The organism is Colwellia maritima, from assembly GCF_022669015.1.
In the GTDB taxonomy this organism is placed as follows: Bacteria; Pseudomonadota; Gammaproteobacteria; order Enterobacterales; family Alteromonadaceae; genus Colwellia; species Colwellia maritima.
In genome coordinates this window covers 1,415,360-1,433,384 of sequence record NZ_JAKKSL010000001.1, presented here as the reverse complement: position 1 = coordinate 1,433,384, position 18,025 = coordinate 1,415,360, and the positions used below count along the sequence as shown (strand labels likewise).

The 18,025-nt window shown below is 36.6% G+C and carries 21 protein-coding genes; 15 read left to right on the top strand and 6 right to left on the bottom strand.

What is annotated here, in order from left to right; genetic code table 11:
* Positions 1–52: 52 nt before the first annotated feature.
* Positions 53–1,144 (bottom strand): glycosyltransferase family 4 protein, encoded by a 1,092-nt coding sequence (locus tag L3081_RS07075; protein ID WP_242284449.1) that lies wholly within the window; start codon positions 1,142–1,144, stop codon positions 53–55.
* 178 nt (positions 1,145–1,322) lie between these two features.
* On the opposite strand from L3081_RS07075, the gene lpxL reads away from it, so the two are divergent.
* Positions 1,323–2,261 carry an LpxL/LpxP family Kdo(2)-lipid IV(A) lauroyl/palmitoleoyl acyltransferase gene (lpxL, locus tag L3081_RS07070; RefSeq protein ID WP_242284447.1) on the top strand — a complete coding sequence of 313 codons (939 nt, stop codon included), beginning with the start codon at positions 1,323–1,325 and terminating at the stop codon, positions 2,259–2,261.
* 82 nt (positions 2,262–2,343) lie between these two features.
* Positions 2,344–3,006 carry a TcpQ domain-containing protein gene (locus tag L3081_RS07065; protein ID WP_242284446.1) on the top strand — a complete coding sequence of 221 codons (663 nt, stop codon included), beginning with the start codon at positions 2,344–2,346 and terminating at the stop codon, positions 3,004–3,006.
* An 84-nt stretch (positions 3,007–3,090) separates the two neighbouring features.
* Here L3081_RS07065 and L3081_RS28085 read toward each other — a convergent pair whose 3' ends face one another.
* The 3 genes from L3081_RS28085 to glnE form a co-directional block, all read right to left on the bottom strand.
* Entirely contained in the window at positions 3,091–3,963 is an 873-nt protein-coding gene (locus tag L3081_RS28085) for a [protein-PII] uridylyltransferase family protein (RefSeq protein ID WP_338027150.1), read from the bottom strand.
* A 16-nt stretch (positions 3,964–3,979) separates the two neighbouring features.
* Positions 3,980–4,228: a hypothetical protein gene (locus L3081_RS26555; protein WP_338027270.1), complete on the bottom strand. Its 249-nt coding sequence runs from the start codon at positions 4,226–4,228 to the stop codon at positions 3,980–3,982.
* Between the two features lie 152 nt (positions 4,229–4,380).
* On the bottom strand, positions 4,381–6,024 hold the full coding sequence (gene glnE / locus L3081_RS07050) for a bifunctional [glutamate--ammonia ligase]-adenylyl-L-tyrosine phosphorylase/[glutamate--ammonia-ligase] adenylyltransferase (protein WP_242284444.1): 1,644 nt from the start codon (positions 6,022–6,024) through the stop codon (positions 4,381–4,383).
* 210 nt (positions 6,025–6,234) lie between these two features.
* On the opposite strand from glnE, the gene L3081_RS07045 reads away from it, so the two are divergent.
* From L3081_RS07045 to L3081_RS07015, 8 genes are all read left to right on the top strand, one after another.
* Complete coding sequence (locus L3081_RS07045; RefSeq protein WP_338027149.1) at positions 6,235–6,933, top strand: hypothetical protein; 699 nt, start codon at positions 6,235–6,237, stop codon at positions 6,931–6,933.
* Positions 6,930–7,172: a hypothetical protein gene (locus L3081_RS28080; RefSeq protein WP_338027148.1), complete on the top strand. Its 243-nt coding sequence runs from the start codon at positions 6,930–6,932 to the stop codon at positions 7,170–7,172. Before L3081_RS07045 ends, L3081_RS28080 begins: the two co-directional genes overlap by 4 nt.
* 17 nt (positions 7,173–7,189) lie before the next feature.
* Complete coding sequence (locus L3081_RS07040) at positions 7,190–8,092, top strand: DUF350 domain-containing protein (RefSeq protein ID WP_242285625.1); 903 nt, start codon at positions 7,190–7,192, stop codon at positions 8,090–8,092.
* 93 nt (positions 8,093–8,185) lie between these two features.
* Positions 8,186–9,904: a polyamine aminopropyltransferase gene (locus L3081_RS07035; RefSeq protein WP_242284442.1), complete on the top strand. Its 1,719-nt coding sequence runs from the start codon at positions 8,186–8,188 to the stop codon at positions 9,902–9,904.
* Positions 9,905–10,050: 146 nt separating this feature from the next.
* On the top strand, positions 10,051–10,464 hold the full coding sequence (locus L3081_RS07030) for a YjfI family protein (protein WP_242284440.1): 414 nt from the start codon (positions 10,051–10,053) through the stop codon (positions 10,462–10,464).
* Positions 10,465–10,519: 55 nt separating this feature from the next.
* On the top strand, positions 10,520–11,209 hold the full coding sequence (locus L3081_RS07025; protein ID WP_242284438.1) for a PspA/IM30 family protein: 690 nt from the start codon (positions 10,520–10,522) through the stop codon (positions 11,207–11,209).
* Positions 11,210–11,350: 141 nt separating this feature from the next.
* A complete protein-coding gene (locus tag L3081_RS07020) occupies positions 11,351–11,995 on the top strand; it encodes a hypothetical protein (protein ID WP_242284436.1) in 645 nt (214 codons plus the stop codon).
* A gap of 32 nt (positions 11,996–12,027) precedes the next feature.
* Complete coding sequence (locus tag L3081_RS07015; RefSeq protein WP_242284435.1) at positions 12,028–12,363, top strand: hypothetical protein; 336 nt, start codon at positions 12,028–12,030, stop codon at positions 12,361–12,363.
* Positions 12,364–12,519: 156 nt separating this feature from the next.
* Here the strand turns inward: L3081_RS07015 and L3081_RS07010 are convergent, their stop codons facing one another.
* Positions 12,520–13,095 (bottom strand): CYTH domain-containing protein, encoded by a 576-nt coding sequence (locus tag L3081_RS07010; protein ID WP_242284433.1) that lies wholly within the window; start codon positions 13,093–13,095, stop codon positions 12,520–12,522.
* 152 nt (positions 13,096–13,247) lie between these two features.
* On the opposite strand from L3081_RS07010, the gene L3081_RS26550 reads away from it, so the two are divergent.
* The 4 genes from L3081_RS26550 to L3081_RS06995 are packed head-to-tail and all read left to right on the top strand — an operon-like array spanning position 13,248 to position 14,992.
* Positions 13,248–13,583: a TIGR04211 family SH3 domain-containing protein gene (locus L3081_RS26550; protein WP_274620360.1), complete on the top strand. Its 336-nt coding sequence runs from the start codon at positions 13,248–13,250 to the stop codon at positions 13,581–13,583.
* Complete coding sequence (locus L3081_RS07005; protein WP_338027147.1) at positions 13,556–13,864, top strand: TIGR04211 family SH3 domain-containing protein; 309 nt, start codon at positions 13,556–13,558, stop codon at positions 13,862–13,864. Before L3081_RS26550 ends, L3081_RS07005 begins: the two co-directional genes overlap by 28 nt.
* A 56-nt stretch (positions 13,865–13,920) precedes the next feature.
* Positions 13,921–14,115 carry a hypothetical protein gene (locus L3081_RS07000; RefSeq protein WP_242284431.1) on the top strand — a complete coding sequence of 65 codons (195 nt, stop codon included), beginning with the start codon at positions 13,921–13,923 and terminating at the stop codon, positions 14,113–14,115.
* The gene (locus L3081_RS06995; RefSeq protein ID WP_242284430.1) at positions 14,108–14,992 is read left to right on the top strand and encodes a glycosyltransferase family 4 protein; all 885 of its coding nucleotides are present in this window, start codon (positions 14,108–14,110) and stop codon (positions 14,990–14,992) included. Before L3081_RS07000 ends, L3081_RS06995 begins: the two co-directional genes overlap by 8 nt.
* Positions 14,993–15,031: 39 nt before the next feature.
* Here the strand turns inward: L3081_RS06995 and L3081_RS06990 are convergent, their stop codons facing one another.
* Entirely contained in the window at positions 15,032–16,072 is a 1,041-nt protein-coding gene (locus L3081_RS06990; RefSeq protein WP_242284429.1) for a CDP-glycerol glycerophosphotransferase family protein, read from the bottom strand.
* Between the two features lie 158 nt (positions 16,073–16,230).
* Here L3081_RS06990 and L3081_RS06985 point away from each other — a divergent pair, with 158 nt between their 5' ends.
* A complete protein-coding gene (locus tag L3081_RS06985; protein WP_242284427.1) occupies positions 16,231–17,742 on the top strand; it encodes a capsule assembly Wzi family protein in 1,512 nt (503 codons plus the stop codon).
* The last annotated feature ends 283 nt before the right edge of the window (positions 17,743–18,025 follow it).

Genomic DNA, 18,025 nt, shown 5'->3' with positions numbered 1-18,025 from the left:
CATATTTAACGTAGGCGGTTTAGTTTTATAAAGATAAGTGTGTTATGTTGGTTTACATCAAGCCTCTAAAAAAATCGACCAATTGTTTCGCTTCACGTTGTACTGAATAATGCTTTAGCACTCGCGAACGACCATTTTTTCCCATTTGAATTAACTTTTCTTGATCATTCAACAATAAGTCCATTTTCTCAACTACCGCAGGTAAATCATTAACGGGTACCACGTAACCATCAACCCCTTCACGTACAACTTCTGGCCAAGCCCCTGCTTCACTTGCCAATACGGCGGCTTCACTACTCATGGCTTCAAGAATCGTTAAGCCAAATCCCTCGTTTTCACTTAAAGCAACCACTAAAGATAACGCGCTGAATATTTTTGGTATGTCGGCAAAGTTTTGCTCACCAAAGATAATACGCTCTGTTAAGCCGGCTTTGTCTATTTCTGCCTGTAAACCTTTGACAAAATTTTCATTACTTGCACTAATAGAGCCAACCACTACTGCCGTATAATCTGGATATTTATCAAGTAACTCAATACAACTTCGAACAAATAAATGTACGCCTTTTTGTTCGCGCACTCGCCCTAAAATAGCAATACCTTGCTTATTCTTATTTATTGATTCAGGCAAAATATTAAGCGCTTGCCAGGCTGTAGCTTTATCTTCCGGAGGCGTATAAACATCCGTTTTAACTCCGTGATAAATAATCGCATCAGGTTTACGGTGTAGATAACTTGCTGAGGCATTACACATAGCTAACAAGGCATCCATTCTATCGGTTAACCACAAGGTAAAACCGCTACGATGACGTTGTGCGGCACTACTAAAGACGATTTTAATTTTTGCTCTAAAAATGTGCTTTAACAAAAGAGCTTGGATCATTTCATCTACTCGGCGCGCATGAAAAATTCGATAGCGACCACTAGCCAAAGGTGTTTTACATAATTTAGCCACTTGCCAAAAAGTAATATTGAGGGATTCATCGGGTAAATGATGCTTACCCATCACCCTTAGGTTTATCAATTTCTGTTGTGTAGATAACAGTTGTAACATGGTTGACGTTACACCAGAAAAATTTGAGTTAGAATTACCAATAATTAACTCAATTTCTTTATCTGGTCCATTTTGTTGTGCTTGACTATTCATTTACTATCTTCACTTGGTGGTAGCGATGGTTATAACCACGATAGAGATATTCTACTTGAAAATACGGCAAGCTTCACGACTCTTTAAATAAAACGACAGGTTCTTCTTTCATAAAACTAGCCTAAGCCTATATAATCATCACTATAAAATTCCCCGTGTTTAACCAAGAGAATGTACAGTGAGTAGAAATAAAGTATTACAGCCTGATTTTAAACTAGCTTTTTTGTTACCTAAATACTGGTTAACTTGGTTAGGTGTGTTTATTCTTTATAGCATTTCATGGCTGCCTTACAAATGGCAACTTGGCTTAGGGCGTCTACTGGGGCGTTTATTATTAAAAATCGGCTCAAAAAGAAAACACGTTGCTGATGTTAATTTAAAGCTATGTTTTCCTAATATGAGCGAACAAGAACGAAATCGTATTTTAAAGAAAAATTTTGAAAACACAGGCATTGCGCTATTTGAAACGGGTATGGGTCGGTGGTGGCCTGATTGGCGAGTAAAGCGAAAATTTACCGTAACGGGATTAGAGCATTTAGAAAACGCAAAACAAGCAGGTGAAAATATCTATATTTTAGCTATGCATTATTTATCTGCTGAAATTATAGGAAGGGGCTTTGGACTTCAACATCCCTTAGTTATTTTTTATCGCCCGCACAATAACCGGCTTATGGAATTTTTCCAGTTCAGGGGGCGAGGACGTTCTAATAAGTATATGTTAGGTAAGCGTGACGTTAAAGGCTTGATAAAAGCGATCAGAGCAGGTGACTCTTGCTTATATTTACCTGATCAAGACTACGGAAGAAACCGCAGCGTTTTTGTTCCTTTTTTTGATGTAAAAGAAACGGCCACCACCACAGGTACTCTTATTTTTGCTCGACAACCAAAAACCAAAACCTTTATGTTAATACCAAAACGACATGACGATGGCAGCGGTTATAGTGTTGAAATTACGCCTGCGTTGGAAAACTTTCCAAGCAAAGACGATATTGTTGATGCAACCCGAGTGAATCAGGAAGTTGAAAAAGCGATTCTACGTAAGCCAGAACAATACATGTGGTTACATAGACGCTTCAAAACTCGCCCGGATCCCGATGCCCCTTCGGTATATAAATAGCATTTAAATTTAATGCTTTATAAAATAACGACTATTTTGTATGGTATAGACACAATAGTTGGACATTGGATATTTAATTATCATGGGATTTTGGATTCGAAACGTTGTTATAGCCATTATTTTAATTGGACTCGGCGTCGCTTTTTTCCTTAATAAGGATGTTCTGCTTTCGCTATCTGCAGAGAACACTCAATTGTTACCCGTTGAAGCCTCCGCTGAGAAAAAGTCTGCCATTGACACGGAGAAAGCTAAGTCTAAATATCAGCAGGTACAACAATCAAGCAATGCTGCTGCAGAAGGACTTTCCAACTTTTATGCCAAAATTTACGGCGATGACAGTAAACGTAAAGTAAGAAATAACATTATATTTTTACCTGATCCCGAAGGTGACTTAGTTGAAATACTACGAGCTAGAGAAATAATTGTTCGTCCTTTTCGTAAAACCTGGAGTGGAACTAAGGAGTCCAGAGCTTTCAGAAAAGGAGAAACCCTTTATCAAAAAATTTCAGAGTATGCGACTAATGACGGGCTAGAAGTTATTTGGTGGATCAATAAAGATTTTATTGTTAAAGACCCTTTCCGCATTAATAAAGATATATTAAAAACAGCTAGTCAAATAGGCAGAGCTGTCGCGGGGCACTTCCAAGAAGGTCTCAACACCTATTTTTGTTACCGTCAACGTACTCTGGTTTTTGTTAATGAACCACCAAAATACCTTGACGATGAGTGCCTATTGTTAAAATAAACCTATATTTAAAAAGCATGAACTCAACCCAAGTATTGAGTGTATTTAACGCTTTGATTCATTAACGATTGAAGCAAAAAAACATTAAAGGAATTTACTCCATAATAAAGTGATTTTGTGTTGTTCTGTCAGTAAACGTTTATCTATGAGTAACGCTTCGTTTTGCAACGTCGCCTTATGACCGTAATCTCTAAGTTGTTGATAGGTACTTATCAACAACGCTTTCTCTTCTTCACTGACTATTTCAAGCGTAGCTAACGCTTTAAAAATACTGACATTATTGCAATATTCCATTAAATTGGGATATTCACAACTGTTGGCTAGTACTAAATATTGCGCTAAAAATTCAATATCGACCAATCCGCCAAGACCTTGCTTAATATCAATAAGATCACCCTCAGACTTATCCAAATGGTTACGCATTTTTTCGCGCATTTCACGTACCTCACCTTTCAATTTAGCAAGATCTCTTTTTTTACTTAATACCTGTTCTCGAATAGCTTTGAATTCTTTAGCAATGACTTCATTACCATACACTAAACGCGCTCGAACAAGTGCTTGATGTTCCCACGTCCATGCATCTTGCATTTGGTATTGCCCAAACGTGTTAATGTGAATTACTAACACACCAGAATTACCTGAAGGACGCAAACGCATGTCTAATTCATATAAAATACCACTGTTCATGCGCGTGTTAAAAATATGCATTATACGTTGTGCTAATTTCATGTAAAACTGGCTAGCAGCAACTTGCTTATCGCCATTAGCTAACCCTGTGGTTTCATCATTTTCAGGGCTGTGGTGCACAAAAACAAGATCTAGATCAGAACCGTAACTCAGCTCGTTCCCCCCTGTTTTTCCATAAGCAATAACAGCAAAACCTTTACTGTTACTTTCAAGCGTTGATTTAGGAACACCAAAACGATTAGCAACTTGTTGCCAAGCAATATTAATCACTTCGTTAATAATGGCTTCAGCTAAAGCGGTTAAGTGCTTGGCTTACTTTTTTCACATCTAACACTTCGGCAATATCGGCGGCGGCTATACGTAATTGTTGTGATTGTTTGAACAAACGTAAACCATCCATTTGTGCTTCAAGATCTTCTTCTGGAATACGTAGCATGCTTTCACGCAATTCCAGTCCATATGCCGACAGTTTTGGTGGATTGTGTAATAAGGTTGGGTCAATTAACTCATCTAATAAAATCGGATATTTAGCAATATAGTCAGCTACCCAACTGCCGGCTTGGCATAATTGTATTAGTTGCTTAAGCGCCCCTTCATTTTCAAAGAGAAGCTCTAAATAGGCGGTTCGGGTAACTATTTTTTTGAATACATGTAAAACACGCTCTAATACAAACTCGGCTTGTTTGGCTAGTTGAATATGGCAAATAAGTCTTGAATCAATTTGTCTAATACTTGCCTACCTCTGCTGCCAATACTACGTTTACCGACATCATCTCTAAAGTCGGCAAGTAAATGCCAAACAGTATCACTTTTCCATTCACTCGAATTTTGTTTTACGAGTTCTTGTTCAATCCATGCAATTGATTCTTCATTATTCCAACGGCTATTCCACAACACACTCCAATGCTGATCTTCTGCTTGATTATTTGGCCCCTCAATACCAATTAACTCTTCAAACTTCTCATGTACACCATCCATATGGCCCTGCAGAATCTGCATAAAACTATCCCAACAGTCAATATTAAGTACATACAGCAGCCGTTGTTTGTCCAAGGCATTATCAGGCAATGTTTGGGTTTGTTTGTCTGCTAAGGCTTGTAAAATATTTTCTACTCGCCGTAAAAAACAATACGCATTCTCTAAAACAATTTTACTTTCTTCTTCTATCTCACCTGATGTCACTAATTCAGGTAACACTGTTAGCAAGTTACGTTGTTGAAGTTCTTTTACCCTTCCGCCGCGAATTAACTGAAAAACTTGTACGATGAATTCAATTTCTCGAATACCACCGGCCCCTAATTTTATGTTGTTAACTAATTGCTTACGGCGTACTTCTTGCGAAATCATGCTTTTCATTTTACGTAAGCTGTCAATCACACTAAAATCGATATACCGTCGATAAACAAAGGGCTTTAATAAGGTTGAGAGTTGTTGATGATAGCTCTGCTCTTCATTTATCGAAGGCTCATTTGTTGACAGTTTTAATATTGGCGGAATAACACGCGCTTTAAGCATGGCATATCGTTCCCAATCTCGGCCTTGTTCTTGGTAGTAATCTTCCATAGCACTAAACGTTAAAACCAAAGGACCACTATCACCAAAAGGCCTTAAGCGCATATCAACACGGTAAACAAAACCATCCGCTGTTTGCTGATGCAATGAAGCTATTAATTTTTGCGCTAAGCGAGTGAAAAATTGTTGATTATCTAAATTACGCCGACACCCTTGAGTTTCACCGCTATGTGGGTAAACAAAAATAAGGTCAATATCAGAAGAGAAATTCAGCTCTTTACCGCCAAGCTTCCCCATGCCATAAACCAACAAAGACTGAGGTTCACCTGATTTGCTCATTGGCGTCCCCCATTTATCCTGACAAAACTCAGTTAACCAATGCAAACTACCTTGAATCAAAGCATCGGCTAATAATGATAGCCTTTCTAATGAGTATTCTAATGGAATATTCAGCACCAAATCAGCAATCGCAATATTTACCATTTGTTGCAAACGAAAACGTCTCAATAAACGGTGTAACTGCTCTTCACTTTGACAATTTTCTAATAACGCTTGAATCAAACAAGCATATTCAGGTGTTTGTTCCTGGTACACACTTTTACTTACAAATAATTCAATCACTAATTCAGGCGCTTGTAACGCACTTGTTAAGATAAAATCACTCAAAGTAATCGCTAATTTAAAGTGTTTAAGTTGTTGAGATGTTAACGCTTGATAGCTTTTAGGATGTTGTCTTTGGCTAAATTGCTGCCAACTTTTTTGTTGCTGCTGCTCAAGTAAGTTATTATCATGATGCGGTAATAAAGTAAGAATAGACAAAAGCGTTCCTTTAATATGTAGTATTTATATTTAGACTTTTATTGAATATGACAGTCAGGATAATAGACATAATATGTCATTAATGCTATTACTATGACACTAACTTGAAAATAACATAGCATTTTTATGGAGATGATGGCAGTAATGCAAAGGCTAACAAACCCTTTTCCTCAACAGTATTTAAAGAGTATATGCACTAGATCAATGTTAGTGGTAGTTATTTTTTTATTGTCTGCTTGTGGGGACCCAATTAAAGAACAAGCGTTACAACAACTGCCAATTACTGAAAAAAGAGTTGAACAGTTAGGTGATGCTTTAAACAATGACCAAGTACGCAATGCAACACTAATTAAGCAATATGCACAAAAAGTGGCAGCCATAAAGCCTAAGTTAGTGCCTTTAATTAATGAGTTTAAAAAAGATGCCACAACGAAAGGCCCCATGTATTTGGCCCTTCTCGATCGCATTAATACCGCTAAAACTCAGCCACAAATGTTTGCATCAAGCCAAGCCCTTTATGATGAATTACTTAACATTTATCAAGCGGCTGACCCTACACTATACTCAGATGCCTTAAGTGATCCTCTTAATGTATTAGCGGATATGTCTGATGGCCAACTACCACGAATAAATGCCTTATCAAAAACACAAAGTCAAAGTGCTAACAAGGCACAAGATTTTGGTACGGGTGAGCAACTTATCGGTAACCCTAGTTATGGGCATTGGCAAACAGGTAGTAATGGCATGTCATTTTGGGCATGGTACGGTATGTACTCTATGATGGGCGACTTATTTGGCCGTCGTACCTATTATAATGATTGGGGCAGAAGTCGTAATTATAGTTATTACAATGATTATGGCCGAACACGTTATAGCTCCCCTAGCCAATTAAATAACCAAACAAAGTGATGAACGTACAAAAAAATCTTTTGCTAACCAAGGTAAAAAATACGCAAGTCCTTACAGCAAAAACCGAACGGGATCTTCTAGTCTATCAGGTAAGAGCAAAACCGCTCAAACGAGTGCAAATCGCTTTAGCAGCAACACAGTTAAGAAAAGTAGTTATGCAAGTAAAAGCAAAACATCAAGCTTTAGAAATTCAAACACCAACACATCACGTGGCTTTCGACGTGGTAAGTAACAAGTAATAGGAACAGAAAACATGATAAATTCATTAAATGAACTCGTTGGTGTCAATCAACAACTATTTGTGTATTTAGCCATAGATATCTCTATTGCTATTATACTGTTAGGTGCTATGAGATTTTTATTAGGGTTAACAAGTCAAGTTAACAGCACTGAAGAATTAGCCCAAAAAGATAACTTTGCATTTGGTGTAAGTGTTGCCGGCAGCATTTTAGCATTAGGCATTGTATTAACGGGCGCAATTACTGGTGAAAATGCACCAAGTTACCTGATAGAAGCCATTGGTATGCTAGCATACGGCACGTACGGTTTAATTTTAATTAAAGTAGGTCGTTTTATTCAAGACAAGGTAGCACTGCAACATTTAAATAAAACAGAACTCATAAAAGAAAAAAATCTTAGTATAGGCATTATAGATGCCGCAGGTGCTATTGCCACAGCCATTATTATTCGCGCTGTTTTACTTTGGGTTGATGGCCTAGACATCTCAACCTTTATTGCCATAACCAGTGGTTTTATTGTAGCTCAAGCCGTATTGGTTTTAGTGACAAGAATTCGTGAAAGTCGTTATGCAAAAAACAACCAAGAAGACTGTTTACAAGAAGCACTAAGCGAAGGTCAACTAGCCCTTGCTATTAGATATAGTGGTCAGGTTATTAGTACCGCCTTAGCCGTTACCGCCGCCAGTCACTTTATTATCTATAGCCCTGCAACTTTAGTAGACAACCTGCTTGGTTGGTTAATATTTGGCATCATAATGACCTTACTGGTTTCAATATTAACTGCAGTTGCAAAACGCATTGTATTGTGGGGAATTAATTTAGTTGAAGAAGTTGATCAACAACATAATATTGGTGTTGCTAGTATTGAGATGGCAACAAGTATTTCAATTGCGCTTATTTTAACTGCACTAATGGCTTAACAGCACACTCTTCCAGTTACGAGTAGCCAATTGAATAGCACTCGTAACTGAAATTCACTACTTTGGTAGCCCCTCACTTACTCACTTTTTAATATGACTTCAAAAAACTCACGCTTGCTTGACGATACCTTGCTAATTTTAACAATGGCGGTGTTAGCCGGTTGTGGTTTGATTTATGAATACCTATTGTCACACTACGCCGGTAGGGTACTTGGTGTAATGGAAAGCACTATTTATACCATGATCGGCTTAATGATAGTCTCTATGGGATTAGGCGCTTTTGCAGCACGTAAAGTACGCTGCGCCTTTAACGGTTTTGTATATTTAGAGTTAATCATTGCTTTACTGGGCTCAAGCGCTATTTTATTTATTGGCGCGCTTATCGCATTTACCCAAACCTTACCTCACCTTATAGCTGATATGTTATCACTACCACCAGACATGTTACCCCAAGGCGGTATTTTTGATACGTTAAGTTTTTTAGCATTTAAAAGCCCTTATTTTTTTGGTGTTATTTTAGGGTTTTTTATTGGTATGGAAATCCCCTTAATAGCCCGAATTCGTGAACAAATTCATGGCCAACATCTAGCTAACAATCTTGGCACTATCTATGGTGCAGACTATATAGGTGCAGGTGTAGGTGCCGCTGTTTGGGTAGTGTTTTTATTAAGCATTGATATAAGTAAAGCCGCAGCATTAACCGCAAGTCTTAATCTGATAGCAGGTGCTTTTTTTATTATGCGCTATTGGCAAAAATTGCACTGGCGTAAAACTTTTGTTGGTGCGCATTTACTATTAGCTGCCGTCATTTTATTAATGTTTAATTATGGTAATCAATGGCTTAATCAAATGAATAGCGTGCTTTACTTAGATAAAGTGGTTCATACTCAAAAAACACGCTACCAACAACTTACCTTTACTGAACGAAACATGGGAGTTAATTCTACTAATACACAGTTTGGTAAAACACAACAAAGCATAATTAATTTTTATATTAATGGTCGTTTACAATTTTCGTCTATCGATGAGCATATTTATCATGATTACTTAGTGGCGCCTGTTCTCGCCGGTTCAGCACGTCATGACAACATTTTAATTGTTGGTGGCGGAGATGGTTTAGCACTTCGAGGCGTATTGAAATATTCACCAAACAGCGTCACATTAATAGATTTAGATAGTGAATTGATTGATATTTTTAAAGACCCAAGCACACATGTAAACTCTAGCTTAGCGAGAAAAATCAGTTATATGAATAAGGGTAGTTTACAAGATAGTCGTGTTACTATTTTACGTAGCGATGCTTTTATAACCATTAATGAATTACTAAAATCTGGACAAGTTTTCGACGCAATTATTGTGGATTTACCTGATCCAAGCCATCCCGATTTGAACAAACTATACACAGTTAACTTTTATGCAAGATTAAAGCAATTACTCGGCGGCGATGGTTTAATTGCCATTCAATCAACCAAACCCTATCATGCAAAAGGTTCTTTTATCTCAATTGGCAAAACATTAAAAGCAGCAGAATTTACTCATGTTCAGCAATACCATGACAATGTACCTAGCTTTGGTGAATGGGGTTGGACTATTGGGGCTAAAATGGGGGCAAGTCCATTAGCAAGGTTGAATAAATTAGATAAACTCCCCATACAACCTAGATGGCTCAATTTAGATTTATTAAAATCTGCTTTTATTTTCCCTAATGATTTCTATAATAATACTGAGAATATTGGCGTAAATACGCCGGGAAGCCACACCCTTTACCAATTACATCAACAAGCTTGGCAGAACCAACAAGGGATTCAATAAATAAAAGCTAGGGAAGATAAAAATTACACATTTAAAAAAGAAGTAAAAGAAAACAAAAAACACTTGACATAATATGTCAAAGTGATAAATTTAACCTCGTTGACATATTATGTCATCATCAGTAGATAATTAAGGATAGGAAATACATGAATATTCATACTATAGCCGATCATTTAAATAGTTTGGCCGACAATTCAGAAACAGGGATGAATTTTGACTGCCAACCTATTTCAGGTGAAGTTGATGTACTACAAGTTACTATTTTGGGAAGAGAAGAATTACCCATTTTTGTTTCTGTTACAGATGATCAAATTCTATGCATCAGCTACCTTTGGGGAGTTGAAGAAGTTAAGCCTAATAGCATTGCTGCAATGCACGAGAGCATGTTAGAAATGAACATACCTATGCCATTGTCATCATTCTCAAAGATTGGTGATAAATATGTGATTTTTGGTGCTCTGTCTATTAACTCAAACTTTGATGATATAGAACACGAATTGGCCGTATTAAATAATAATGCATTAGAAGTTATTGATGATATGGGCGACTACCTACTTTAACCAAGTGACAAATGTTATGCGGTTAATGTAAAGGTTACCTTATTAGGAGAAAAAAATGAGTATATTTAAAAAAATTATGACAGCTATTCGTGGTGGCGCTTCAGAAGTCGGCGAAGCCATTATTGATGCCAATGCAACCCGTATTTTTGAACAAGAAATTCGTGATGCCGAACATCACTTAACTAAAGCAAAACGTGACTTAACGGGCGTTATGGCCGAACAAATGGCAGCACAACGCGAAGTAGCTCGCTTACAAAAAGAAATAAGCGAACATGAAGGTTATCTTGGACAGGCGCTAGAAAAAGGCGACGAAACATTAGCACTTGCAGTGGCCGAAAAAATTGCAAACTTAGAGAGCAGTTTAACAGCGCAGCAACAAGCTCATGACAGTTTTGCCGGTAGTGCTGAGAGATTAAAAGACTTAGTTAAGAAAAGTGAGCGTCAGGTAAATGAACATAAGCGTCAATTGTCTATGGTAAAAACAACTGAAAGCGTACAAAAAGCAACCTCGGCAATTACTGATAACTTTTCATCAAGTAACTCTAAACTGTTAAGTGCTAAAGATTCATTAGAGCGAATTAAAGCCAAGCAGCAAAAATTTGATGATAAAATGAAAGCCGCTGAGGTACTTGAGTCTGAAGATTCAGACACGTCATTGGCCGCACAATTGAAAGCCGCGGGCATTGGTTCACAAGATAGCAGCGCAAACTCAGTACTTGATCGCATTAAAGCTAAACAAAAATAAGTTTGTCAATATAAGTTCAAGTTTATAAGATATCAAGTTTACAAGTAGCGAGTTAGTGTAACTCGCTACTTGTGTTATTGTTATTCTCTATTTTTTATCACGCTTGTGATGCGTATTTCTGTTTTCAATTAAAGGTATTTTATGAGTTTTATAAAAAATATTTTCACTAAAAATAAAAAGGAAGATCAACGAAAGTTAACCCATGTAAATCAACTTTTAGTCGGGGATATTATCGTATTAACTGACAGTTTTGCATTACCTGAAATATTGCGAAACCAAGAATTTCAAGTTACAGCAGTAAACAGTTATGAATATGAAGAAAATACCCAAACAGAGTGGACACTACAAGGCAGTAATGATCTTTTATTATTTTTAACATTAGAAGTAGACGATACAACCGAGCTTAAGTTTGCCTTAAAAATTGAACATGAAGACGTTGAAACATTATTTGATTTAGATGCTTTTTCTCAAATTTTTGACGAACCGGGCGAAGCCTTTCTTGAGCGACAAGCTGACACCAACATAACAACTAGGCGGAGTAGTGAACAATACCGGCAAAGCATATTTGCAAAAGTCGGTTATTTTCATCGTAAAGATCATCGTAGCGAAAACCTAAGTGCCTACGAAGGTAAAGACAGCGGTGAACAATTCGAGCTGTATACGTTATATAATGAAGATCAAAGCAAAGGCATTGATATTGAAGTTTGGCAGGACGGTGATACCGATGTTTTCTTAACTATTTTCAGACCGTTGACTGATATAATTGATATGTATTCTGCAAGTTGATGTAACAATAAACGACGTAATTAGAGACTCTCATGACTAAAAAAATGCCTGAAAAATGGCAATCTTCCCTAAAAGCGATTAAAGCAGTTCAAGTTGCTTTTGATATGGATGAAAAAATACAATTATCAATTAGAAAGCAAGCCCTTGAAGCCGGTTTAAGCCCTTCAGATCAAATTCGCGATATCTTAGGTCTTACTATCAACAAACGTCCTAAACGTCCTCGCCTTACCGTTAGTTTAGCCCCTGATGATTACCAAGTGCTCGCTGAAAAATACAATTTAAAAGCAGAACAACAACTTGAAATTAAAAGAAAACTAATGGATGAACTAATTGAGCACGTTAATACAAGCGAAAATAAATTACCTTAGCAACGAGAACAAATTTTAACGAACCTGAATAAACTTGAATAATACAAACAAATCCAAATTTGGCCATTTATTATTGCGATACAGCTTTATCATAATAAAGACGATAGCCGCGTGCCGCTTTACTCACGTTTGAAGGCTCCATTAAAACAATCTCTTTTAATTGCTTTGCCGAAAAAATAGCGCTTGTTCATCACCACTGACTAATTCAATTTCTATTTCATTAATAGGCAGCGTTGATTTTCCCTGTGCGGTATAAATTTCACCTAGATCTAACGCAAGTTCAAGGATATTTCCCCCTTGATGAATAAGCCAAGTTTGTCGTAAAAAATCAGTTGAAAAAATCACGTGTAAACTTTGCTGTAATTGCTCAACATTTGTATTTTCAGGCCAAATATTTTCGGGGAACAAAGCCAAGCTTAAAGTGTTACTTTGTATATCTACATTATATTCTGGACGTTTATGCAAACCATCAATAACCTTACCCGCTGTTTTGATAGTTTGCTCAAAATGCTGTTCTTGAGTTTTTAGCGCGTTAGTCCGTATTCGCAGACCAAAATCCATTTTTCTTAAATCCAAGTTATCATTATCATAATAATCATTAATTAATTTATATTGATGCATGTCAAAAACGCAATTCTGAGTCGTTAACATGTTGGTAATTGCCTCGACAACTGAACTATTCTCATCATTACTCTCTGATAATTGGTATTTGAGCTCTATCTCTGTATTCATGTAATTCAAACGATCACTATTAGGAAATTGGCTTCATAGAATACACTTTGTTTCTCTTGAGACCAACGGATTCCGAATCTTAACTTGATATAAAGTCGCCAAACACATAATATCTTCTTTTCAATGATTTACTTTTACCTATTGGTTGCTCCATGAATACTTTTTGCCTATGTTTCAAAAAAACGATTAAGCACACATTCATCAGTTTATTCGTTCTTATTTTTACTGCTGCTTCTGCTTATGCACAAGAAAATCAGCAAGCCTTTATCTCAGATGAACTTTCGATCTTCATGCATTCAGGACCTGGCACAAATTATCGTATTCTAGGTACAATCAATGCCGGTACACAAATTAAAACTACTGGTAAAGCCGCCAATGATTACAGTGAAATTATTGATGATAAAGATAGAACCACATGGGTAGAAACAAAATATGTTACTCGCCACCAGGATTACGTTTTGTGGTTGCGGATCTCAATGGTAAGTTAGCTAGCCGTAGTGATTATAGTGCAAAACTTGATGGCGAGCTTAATGAAGCCAAAAATACAGTCAACGTACTGAATAAAGAAAAAGAAAAGCTAGAAATTGAATTTAAAAAAGTTCAGCAACAACTTGAACTTGCTGAAAGTAAAATTAAAGACCAAGACACGAACATAAAAAAACAATGGTTTTTTAATGGTGCAATAGTCTTAGGCATAGGTCTTATTTTAGGATTAATTTTACCTAGATTTTTTGCGCGTCGTCGTAGCTCTATGGATAGTCAGGGATAATAGTTTGTTATAACTTTTTCTTTCCATAATTTAAAATAAAATGCATGAAAATATTAGTGATTCCAAATCGTGGACGTTCCTTCCATGCTGTTCGACCTGAAGCTCAATGCTATATAGATTTAGTTAACAAAGGTCATGATGTTACCATTATGACCTGTGCTACTAATGCTTATCTGGAAGAGTATCAAAAAGCCGGCTTAAAAATCATTATGTTAGCTTCGCTAAAAAAACACAGTCCGGGCAGTGATTAAGCAAATTCATCAGTACATCAAACAACACAGTATTGATATTGTTTATGCCACTGAGTCAAATGGTATTCCTAATGCTGCATTTGGCTGCATAGGTACTAAGGCGAAAATGATTGCCTATCGAGGTACAACTGGTGGATTATATAAAACCGATTTGTCTAATTATTTATGTATGCTTCATCCTAGAATAAACGGAGTGATTTGCGTATCTGAAGCAGTGACTAAACACGTTACACCTAAAATGCGTCATAGCATACAGCCTAAGGTAGTAACTATTTATAAAGGACATGATTTAGCTTGGTATCAAGAGCAAGCTATAGAATTAAATACCTTACACACTCACAGTGATAATTTTAATATTGTTTGTATCGGCAGCCCAAGACCTCAAAAAGGCATGCAATTTATGCTTGATGCGATGAAAGAGCTTTCTGATATTGAAAATGTCAGACTAATTCTTATTGGTGATAATTTTGATGGTGAACCCTACAGCACCAATATTAAAGCCACGGGCATGGCAGATAAAATAATACAGACAGGTTTCCGCTCTGATGTACCACAAATAGCTAAGGCTTGTGATGCTTTAGTGTTGCCGTCTGAGCGAGAAGGCTTGCCTAGGGTGGTACTTGAGTCATTAGCCGTAGGAACGCCTGTTATCACCTCAGCGAATGAAGGCGCTATGGAAATTATTGAAGATAAAATAAATGGCTATGTTGTTCCTATTGGTGATGGTAAAGCCATTGCTGAACGTATCCGGTTATTGATTCAAGATAGCGCGTTACTGAAACAATTAAGTGACAACGCGCAAAAAACCATTACAACCACAATGTCTCATGAAAAAACAGTTAAAGATATGGAACGTTTTTTTCAATCAATGTTGTAATCATTGCTTTAACGCTCGCATTAGCAGTAAAGTTACATATTATAATGCCCAATAGTTTAATTTTTTACGCATTTTAAATTGTCTAAAAAAATCACTCGGTTTTTTGTCTAAATCAAATTTACCAGACAACACCTCATCCACAGCATTTAAAACCCTAACAGAAGATTGACCATCCCTATAAGGATGAGTTTCACGAATAAAATCTTCTATTTCACTTATTAATTCTGTAGGTTTACTTAATGCTTTTTCAATTGTTTGTTCCAGTAATTCCGCTTCACTTATGTTTAACAGGTGCTTTTGAGGATCAATATTATTAAATGTCACTACTGGTTTAGCGAGTAGCAAAAACATAATGAGTACAGACGAGGTATCACATACCATCACGTCCGCTTGTTGCAACAAAGGAATAACGTCATCAGTTTCCACAAACGATAAGTTATCATTTTGAATAGATTTATACTGATTAACTATCTCGCTAGGCATTTTAGGGTGAAATTGCACTAACCAACGCCAACGGTTTGATTGACTCAATTTTTTTACTGTATCAAATAAATGAGGAGCACAAGATAACTTTTTTGAAAAGGTAGAGCACAGTAATATTGTTGGTCTTCCCTCAGAGCGGGTCACTTGAGTTCGGTAAAGATTATCTAAAGCACACCACCCCGTTTCAATTACCTTAAAATGGCTATATTGTTTAGCTAAATTAGTAAAAGGCTTTGTAGTACTGGGCCCTTGAGTACAATAAAGATCAAAACAATTTCTAATTTTGAAGTGGTCATTATTCCCTCGTTTATCCAGTTTACCTGCATCAAAACCATGAAAAACAGCAACATTTATACCAGGTAGAAACGTTGGGGCTATGTTTGAAGGGTAAAATACAGCGGCGGGATTGTAATTTTTCACTTCTCTCACCGTCATTAACTGACATTCATCAGGATGTAAAAAGTTAGCATCAACTTCATTTCCCTCTAAAAACCAGGCAACCTTATCACCTCTAGCCAATATAGCCGCTTGTAATGGCCGTAAAATAGCATAAGAATAATTTTGAGAAATGTAAAAAAGGTAGCGTTTATCAGCCATAAAACTGTCAACTTAAAAAATAACATCATAATAATATTGACTATTTTAAACCTATATAATCATGATGAAAACACGTATACTCCTTTTTCTTCACATGATTATTTTACATGACTGAAACATTACCGAACACCACCCTTTAGAAAACGGATCTTTTTCGCATGCGCCATTCACTTTTATCAATAAAAACGCTGTTAATAAGCACTACTTTACTCATTAGTACCTACAGTAAAACTGAACCTTGGATAGATACCTCCGATCTGTATTTAAAGGCAAACATTCAGTTACTAGCCGATACGGGGTATATTCTCACACCTGTAACAACTTACCCTTTAATGTGGCACGATATTGCACGAGATTTAAAAAAAATTGATCGAAGCAAGTTAACCCCTAATCAAAAAAACGCATATCAACACATCAAGTACCAACTAAGGCTAGCCCAAAAAAATCAAACCAGAATAAAAGCAAATTTGGCTTTAAAAGACCAAAGATTCACCAGTTTTGGTAGTACTGCTCATAGCAAAAACAGTATGGCGATCCATTCTAGTATTATGTACGAGCACTTTGCAGCAAAAATAGCATCAAGCTATATCAATCAGCCAGAAAGCGGTAATAAAATACGCTTGGATGAAAGTTATATTGCAGGTTTTATTGGTAATTGGGTGCTATCTTATGGTCGTCAAAATCGTTGGTATGGTCCTACTTGGGATACTAGTTTAAGCTTAACAAATAATGCTAGGCCAATTAGTGCGTTCAGTATTTCTCGAAAATCAGCAACCCCATTTATGATCCCCTTTACGGACTTTGGTATTCCTTGGACCGTCAGTAGCTTTATGGGGAAAATGGACGACGACCGTACGATAAAAAACCCCTTATTATGGGGATTTAGACTGAATTTTAAACCATTTAAAAACTTAGAGATAGGCTTGACTCGTTTAGCGCAATGGGGCGGTGAAGGACACTCACAAAGCTTTAGTACTTTTGGGGATATTATTCTAGGAAAAACGAATTGTGGTATTGACGATCTAGTGTGTAATGAAAACACTCCCAACCCTGCAAATCAGCAAGCAGGCTATGATATACGCTATAGTTTTAACTTATTTGAAATACCCATGAGCATTTATGGTCAAAAGTTTGCTGAAGACGGTAAAGAAGGAAAATTAAACTATTTAACCAAAGCCCAACCTCAATTTGGCTTTGACGCACACTTAACTGTTTTAGGTAAACCCAGTACGGTTTTCATTGAATTCGCTGACAGTTTAGCTGATTGTGGTGTAAGAGATAACATTGGCGATTGTTACTATGAGCATTCAACTTATGTAACAGGTATGCGCTACGAAGGACATACCCTAGGTAGCACATATGATAACGATGCAAAAACTTATATCTTGGGTACTATTTCGCAAATCAATTCTAACACTAGACACACCACTAAATTTCGTTACTTAGACCTTAATTATGATAATAGTGATAAAGTGCCTCTCAATCCTAGTATAGGGAACTCTGTCACCTCTATTGCCGAACGAGTATGGATGCTTTCAACCAGTATTCAACATGACTATAAAAATTGGCGTTTTACCTTTTCTAGCGAGATAAGTAAGTCAACCTTTGAAAATAAGCTTGACGATGAAAAAGAATTTAATGCCTCGCTTCAAGTAGAATATAACCTGTAAATATCTATTTTTACTCTTTTTAACTCACCTATATAACTAAACCATCTAGCGTTTAAAAAACTTTCATTTGACAAAAAATGAGTAAATGCGCTATTAATAGAGCCTTATATAGTTTTGTTGTTTTTAATATTGCTAAATTTTAACTGAATTAGTTTTAAAAATAACACCAAAGAGTCAAAAGTCAGCGAATGAAATTAGTAATGAAGCAAGTTCTCCTCAACCTCCTCCTCGTGCTCACAGTGCGCGGCTAGGTTTTATTGCTTATTCATTACCATTTTCAGAG